General features: G+C 69.7%; 5 protein-coding genes. All 5 read left to right on the forward strand.

Translation table 11 applies throughout. The annotated features are described in order from the left end of the window. Positions 1-846: 846 nt before the first annotated feature. The 5 genes from AB5J54_RS33440 (at position 847) to AB5J54_RS33460 (ending at position 6,656) form a co-directional block, all read left to right on the forward strand. The gene (locus AB5J54_RS33440) at positions 847-1,839 is read left to right on the forward strand and encodes a transcriptional regulator (RefSeq protein ID WP_369147655.1); all 993 of its coding nucleotides are present in this window, start codon (positions 847-849) and stop codon (positions 1,837-1,839) included. 895 nt (positions 1,840-2,734) lie between these two features. Continuing rightward, positions 2,735-2,944: a hypothetical protein gene (locus AB5J54_RS33445; RefSeq protein WP_369147656.1), complete on the forward strand. Its 210-nt coding sequence runs from the start codon at positions 2,735-2,737 to the stop codon at positions 2,942-2,944. After that, positions 2,941-4,698 carry an acyl-CoA dehydrogenase family protein gene (locus AB5J54_RS33450; protein ID WP_369147657.1) on the forward strand — a complete coding sequence of 586 codons (1,758 nt, stop codon included), beginning with the start codon at positions 2,941-2,943 and terminating at the stop codon, positions 4,696-4,698. Before AB5J54_RS33445 ends, AB5J54_RS33450 begins: the two co-directional genes overlap by 4 nt. After that, positions 4,688-6,361, forward strand: coding sequence for an acyl-CoA dehydrogenase (locus tag AB5J54_RS33455; RefSeq protein ID WP_369147659.1), 1,674 nt, complete (start codon positions 4,688-4,690; stop codon positions 6,359-6,361). Before AB5J54_RS33450 ends, AB5J54_RS33455 begins: the two co-directional genes overlap by 11 nt. A 49-nt stretch (positions 6,362-6,410) precedes the next feature. Further along, positions 6,411-6,656: an acyl carrier protein gene (locus AB5J54_RS33460; RefSeq protein WP_369147660.1), complete on the forward strand. Its 246-nt coding sequence runs from the start codon at positions 6,411-6,413 to the stop codon at positions 6,654-6,656. The last annotated feature ends 173 nt before the right edge of the window (positions 6,657-6,829 follow it).

Below are 6,829 nucleotides of genomic sequence, written 5' to 3' on the forward strand. Positions count from 1 at the left end.
CACCGGGAGCAGCCCCGATGGGGCCGGCTCGAACTGCGCGGCCCTGACGTCGGTCGGGCACCCGAGCTGCGTGGCGAGCGGCGGCCCCGGCTGGTACAGCCGGACCCGGCCGCACCTTTTCATGTTGCACCACAAAATCAGGGATCAAAAGAACTTCTCCATGTCTCGGAGTGCTTGACCGGAACGCCTCCCGCGCTTCGCTGGTTCGGATGCGCTCGGGAATCGGCGGGCACTCCCGCCTTCCGCAGGTCGCGTTGAACGCGTGATGTCGCTGAATGTGCCTTCGACCGCTTCGGGCGCTATACCTCCCCTCTGTGAGGTATGTACAGGGAAAAGGCCTGACCGAAGGGCGATGGGCATTCCGGGTGCGGGGAGGAAGAACTCGCCAAGGGTGCCTCAGGGCACGGGTGGCGCGATGCGCGTGGACACTCGATCGGATAACACCGCTGATTCTCCATCAGTTCATCCTTTGTTACCCGATCAAGGTGTAGTCGTGTTGCTCAAAACGTCATGGGTGGGTCCATTTCCCGTGCCGGAACGGACCGATGTCACGAGAGGGGTTCACGGGCTGCCTGCAGGAATGACGTTCATTCAGTGGCTGATTCAAGCCAATTGATGAGCCGTACACGCTCACTGGTTGTGCCCCCTCGACAGTTCATGGGGCGGAAGTCATGATCGAGTCACTGGAGTTTGGCTGGGACGTGACCTTGAGGGTCGGCTTCGAACCTTGGCGGTGATGCGCGGAGCGAGCCTGCGGGACCTGGTAGGCGCCTCGCCGGGACGCCCCTGTGGAGTGTCGACACGCGTCTGGGCCCAGCTCGAGCCGACAACCATCAGGGGGAGCACGTGAGGCTGACCGTTAAAGACCGGAAATCGACCGTCGTGGTGCCGGCCGCCGTGTTGCAGTTGGGAGAGTCACCGCGCACCGGCGGCCGGGACGAGGAGCACATCGCCAGGTTGGCCGAGTTGGACGGCCCGCTTCCGCCGATCCTGGTCGAGCGGCACACCATGCGCGTGATCGACGGGACCCACCGGCTGCTGGCCGCGGTCTCCAAGGGCCAACTGGCCATCGAGGTCGAGTTCTTCGACGGCAGTAGTGCGGATGCCTTCCTGAAGGCGGTCGAGGCGAACGTCACCCATGGTCTGCCACTCTCCCTGGCCGACCGGCGGGCAGCAGCCGAGCGGATCGTGATCTCGCACCCGCAGCTTTCCGACCGGGCGATCGCCCGGACCGCGGGGCTGGGTGCCAAGGCGGTGGCGGCGATTCGCCGCCGCGTGGCTGAGACCGCGGATGGACCGCAGTTGCAGGTGAGGGTCGGTCGGGACGGCAAGGTCCGTCCGCTGAACAGCCTGGAAGGGCGCCGTCGGGCCGCGGAGCTGCTGGCCGAGCGCCCGGAGGCCTCGCTGCGCGAGGTCGCCAGGCTGGCCGGGCTCTCCCCGGCGACGGTCAGCGATGTCCGGCGCCGGCTGGCGGCCGGGGAGGCGAAGGCCACCGAGCAGGCGGGCGACGGCGCCATGGGCGTGGTGCTCCCGGCCCAGCGGACCCGAGCGACCGTGGCCCAGCACATGCGGCTGATGCGGTCCGACCCGGCCATGGTGCTGGAGAAGCTACTGCGCGACCCGTCGCTGCGCCACAAGGAGGAAGGCCGCCAACTGCTGCGTCTGCTGCAGCAGAACGCGATGGGGGCCAGTGAATGGTCCGAGCTCACCGAGGTCGTGCCCACGCACTGCGGGGCCCTGGTGGTGAACCTTGCCCGGCAGTGCGCCGAGACCTGGCTGGAGTTCGCGCAGCAACTGGACGAGCGGGTTCGCGCGGTGGACCAGGCCGCGACCGGCTGACCGAGTAGTGCCGGGCCCGTCGTGGCGGTCGCACACGGGCCCGGCACAGACCGGCAGGGCAGCCGATGGGGCGCTGCTGTCATGCGGCGCGGGATCAGGACGAGCGACCGTTGGGGTAGGGCTGTTGCCGTAGGTGGCCGTGCCGCTCGTCCCGGCTGCGGACGGCCGCTCCGCCGGTCCCCACCTTGTGCAGGGAGTGCAAGCCGCGTTGACGCGTACGTCACCGGGCCCGATTGGCCCGGTCGGCGGAGCCCGGTCGTCACGGGCAGACAACTCACGCTCGTCGACGCGCTGTTCAAGTGCCATGGGGATGCGGACCGAGGTGCGGCAGGCTGGCGAGTACCGCGAGACAGACCTCTCCATCCTCTTGGCAGAGCGCCACCGAACGACGGTGACGTCGCCACACAGGTGGGATGAAGCAGCCTGTCCAGGCTGCTTCGAAGAGCACCTCCGAGTCGGGCAGCCGCCCACGTATCCGATGGCAACGGGCCGCCAAGGCCGCGTTGTTCACAAGTGATGGTTTGGCATCGGCTTGAGCGAGGCGGTCCCGCTCGCCGGCGATCGGATGTTCAACCGACGGTGTGCGGCAGTTGGACACCCGCGCGCATTCGTCCGGGACCGAGCACCCTTGCATTCCAGCACCCCGCACCATCTGGGTGTTCAGGGTCACCGTGCGCTCTCGCACTTACCGAGCGACGAGGGCTGGGGCATAGTGGTCGGCGGGCCCCGCCATGATCCATTACGCCGACGCAACCGATGCCGCTGATGTGCGCTTCGCGAGCAGTCCGGCCTGGACGGCGACGCGAGGCGGCCGCATCTCGGCTGAGGAAGTCGGAACGGTGCGCCGCATCTCGGAACAACAGTGACTGACGGAGCAGCAGCCTAGGGGAACAGCATGGATTTCGATCTCGGCGGCTACCAGAGCCTGGGAGCTGCCTTCGACACGCGGATCACGCGTCACCCGGAGAAAGCCGCTCTCACCGTCACCCGTGGCACCGCCGAGGAAGACAACGGGAGCCTCGGCTTCACGGAGCCGGTGCGGCTCGCCCCGCCCCGCGAACTGGACCCCGAGGTGCGGCGCCCGGCGGCGGGAGACCTCAGGTGACCACCACTCGCACGGGCGCCGGGATCGCGGCCGCCCTGGACGAAGCCCTGGGCCCGCTCGACGAGACGGCCCGCCGGTCCGTGGAACTCGACGCGAACGATCAGTTCCCCGAGGACTTCTGTGCCCGCCTCGATGGGTTGGGCCTGTCGGCCTACTACGTGCCGACCGAGTGGGGCGGCGCGCTGTCCGACCACGAGGAGATGATCCGGCTCTGGCGCATCGTCGCTCGCCGTGACATCAGTGCACTGACGGCCCACGCCAAGACGTACCTGGGCGTGGCCCCGATCTGGATCGCCGGCAACCCGGAGCAGGCCAGGGCCACCGCTGACGCGGTGATGTCAGGTTCGCCGGTGGCTTGGGCGCTGTCCGAGCCGGAGCACGGTGCCGACCTGTTGAGCGGTTCCGTCACCGCCACGGCGGAGCCCGACGGCTACCGTGTCGACGGCGTGAAGTGGCCGATCAACAACGCCACCCGCTCTGGCCATGTCACTCTGCTCGCGCGTACCGGCCGGGACGGCTCCGGGCGTGGCCAGAGCCTCTTCTTCGTCGACAAGTCGGTGCTGCAGGCAGGTACTTGGCGGACACTGCCCAAGGTGCTGACGCACGGCATCCGCGGGATCGACATCTCCGGCATCGAGTTCGACGGTGCGCTGCTGCCGGCCGACGCATTGATCGGCCCGGAGGGAAGCGGGCTGGAGACGGTGCTGCTCGCGCTCCAGTTCACCCGGACGATGTGCACCGCACTCTCCCTCGGCGCCGGTGAGCACGCGCTGCGACTCGCGGCCCGGTTCGTGGGGGCGCGCATCATCCAGAAGCGCCCGCTGGCCGAACGGCCGTTCCCGGCCTCGGTCCTGGCCCGCAGCGCCGCGCTGCTGACGGCTACGGAAGCGACCGCGCTGGTCGCCGCCCGTTCGATCCACAGCCTCACCGCGGAGATGAGCGTGACCTCGGCGGCCGCCAAGGCACTCGCGCCCACACTGGTCGATGCCACGCTGGGGGAGCTCGCCGAACTGCTCGGCGCACGTTCCTTCCTCTCCGATGTGTACGAGTACGGCGCGTTCCAGAAGGTGTGGCGCGACCACCAGATCGTGGCGGTGTTCGACGGCAGTACCCCGGTGAACCGCGCCGCCCTGGTGCAGCAGTTCCCCAAGCTTGTCCGTGGCTTCGCCACCGGCACTGTCGATGCGGCCGGACTGGCGGAAGCCGTCTCGATCGGCAGTCCGGTCCGTCCCGTGGACCGGGGCGCACTGACCATGCTGTCCCGGCAGGGATGCTCCGTCGTGCAGGCACTGCCCGCACTCGTCGAGTCGATCGGCAGCCGGCCCGCCCCCACCGGGCTCGCCGACCAGGCCGTCGCACTGGGCGCCATGGCCGACCACCTGCACAGCCAGATGGCCGCCGTGGCGCCCGCCGCCCGTCCCGCCATGGCCGCGTACGAGCTGGCTGCCGCCTACGAGCTCTGCTACGCGGGTGCGGCCTGCCTGCACCTGTGGGCCACGGGTGAATCCGAGCACGCGGCGGAGCCGCTGTGGCAGGACGGCCTCTGGGTGCGGGCGGCGCTGCGCGCCCTGCTGGCCAGGCTCGCCACGGTACTGCGCGTTCCGGTGCCGGCCTCCGGGCCCGGCGACGACCGGCTCGACGCCGCACTGGCCGGTCTCGTCGTCGACGCCGCGAACACCGGTGCCCCCATCACCCCGTTCGGAGCGCCGGCGCCCCGAACGCTTCAGCAGGGGAAGGACTCACGTGAGCGCTGAGAAGTTGGACGCACTGTTCGGCGACCCACGGGACTCGGACAACCCGGTCGGTTACGCCGCCGTCCTCGCCGCCGATGAGCGGCACGAGATGCTCGCCGAGGGCGAACGCCTGCTGGAGGCCTACGGCATGAACGCCGAGTTCGTGCCGGCCGCGTACGGTGGCCGACTGGTGCGGGCCGACCGGCTTGCCGAAGTGCAGCGGGAGCTGTGGCGACGCGACCCCTGCCTCGGCCTCGGCTACGGCTTCAGCTCCCTCCTCGGATCGGTCAACATCTGGTCCGCCGGCACGCACGAGCAGCGCACGAAGGCAGCCGAGATCCTGCTGGGGGGAGGCCGGATCGCGGCCGCCTTCCACGAACTCGACCACGGCAACGACTTCGCGCACGCCGAGTGCGCTGCCGTTCCGAGCGACGACGGCTGGCTGCTGACCGGGCGCAAGGAGATCGTCACCAATCTCCGCCGTGCCGAGGCCATGGTGCTCTTCGCACGGACCAGTGAGGTCGCGGGCAGCCGCAGCCACAGCCAGTTCTTCGTCACCCGCGGCGAGTTGCCGGCCGACCGCGTGCTGGACCTGCCGCGGTTCCCCAGCTCCGGCATGAACGGAGTACAACTCGGCGGACTGCGGTTCTCCGACTGCCCGATCCCCGGCAACGCGATGCTCGGCCGGCCCGGCCAGGGCATCGAGAACGCCCTCCGCGCCTACCAGCTCAGCCGAGTGGTGCTCCCAGCCATCCTCGTCGGGCCGTTGGACACCGCGCTGCGTCTGGCGCTGGAGTGCGTGCACGAGCGGCGCCTGTACGGTGGCTTCGCCGCCGACCTGCCCTATGTGCGCGCCGCCCTCGCACGCGCCTACGCCGACCTGCTGGCCGTCGACGCCTTCTGTGGCGTCGGACTCCGGGCGCTGCACCTGGCCCCGGAGGCCACGCTGCTCTACGCACCGGCGGTGAAGTACCTGACGTCACGGATCGTGCTGGACGCCTTCGAGGATCTGCGTGCGGTCATGGGCGCCCAGGGCTACCTCCGCGAGGGCTCCTACGCGATGTTCCAGAAGCTCGTCAGGGACGCCGCTCCGGCCACCTTCGCCCACATCTCGCGCTCCGCCTGCCTGGTGCTGATCCTGCCGCAGCTGCCCCGGCTGGCGCGGAAGTCCTGGCTGGCCGACCCGGCCGCCCCTCAGCAGCTGTTCGACCTCGGCGCGGATCTGCCGCCGCTGGACTTCGACCAGCTCGCCGTCGGCATGCTGTCCGGCGACGGGCTGATCGGCGTGCTGGCCGAGACCGCCGAGCGCGAGTCGGCCGCCACCCCGGTCGGTCGGTTCGCCGTGCGCTTCAGGGACGAGGTGCTCGCACTGCGCGACCAGTGCGCCGCACTGGCTCCCTCGGACCTCACGATCGGGGCCTCTCCGGAGGCCTACGCGGTGGCCGACCGGTACACGGTGCTGCTCGCCGCCGCCGCCGCGCTCGCGGTCTGGCGCAGCGACGACCGTCAGCAGGAGGCGGTGCTCCTGGGGATCCTCGACCGGCTCTCCGGACGCCTCGGTGGCGTCCCGGTGCTCACTCCGGACGAGCGCGCGAGTGCAGAGCAGGCGCTGTTCGACATCGCTGTCGAGCGCTTCCAGGACGGGCGGCTCCTCGACCTGTCCGCACGTCATGTTTCCGGCTGAGAGAGGGACTTCGATGACTGATCGGGGAGTGGGTGTGCCGGTGTCGGGTGTGGACATCGAGCGGTGGTTGATGGAGCGGGTGTCCTATTACCTGGAGACGCCGGTGGGGGAGATCGATCCGGGTGTCTCGCTCGCCGAGTACGGGTTGGAGTCGGTGTACGCCTTCGCGCTGTGCGGGGACATCGAGGACACGTGGGGTGTGACCGTGGAGCCGACCCTGGTGTGGGATGTCGACACGGTTGCGGCTCTGACCGTTCACCTGGCCGGCCTGGTGGCCGATCTGCCGTCGGCCTGACGGTTCTTCTGGGCCTTCAAGGCCCGCAGGTCTCTTAGTGCACGTGTGTTTACCGGCGGCGGGGTCCGACGGGGTCCTGGGTCGGTCCGGTTGATTCGCGCGGTCCCGGTGCCGTGGTTCAGCGTCCTGCCTTTGTTCTTCCAGAGTGTGTCGATCGATTGAGGGATACGAGA

Origin of the sequence: Streptomyces sp. R44, from assembly GCF_041053105.1 — a bacterium.
Taxonomy (GTDB): Bacteria; Actinomycetota; Actinomycetes; order Streptomycetales; family Streptomycetaceae; genus Streptomyces.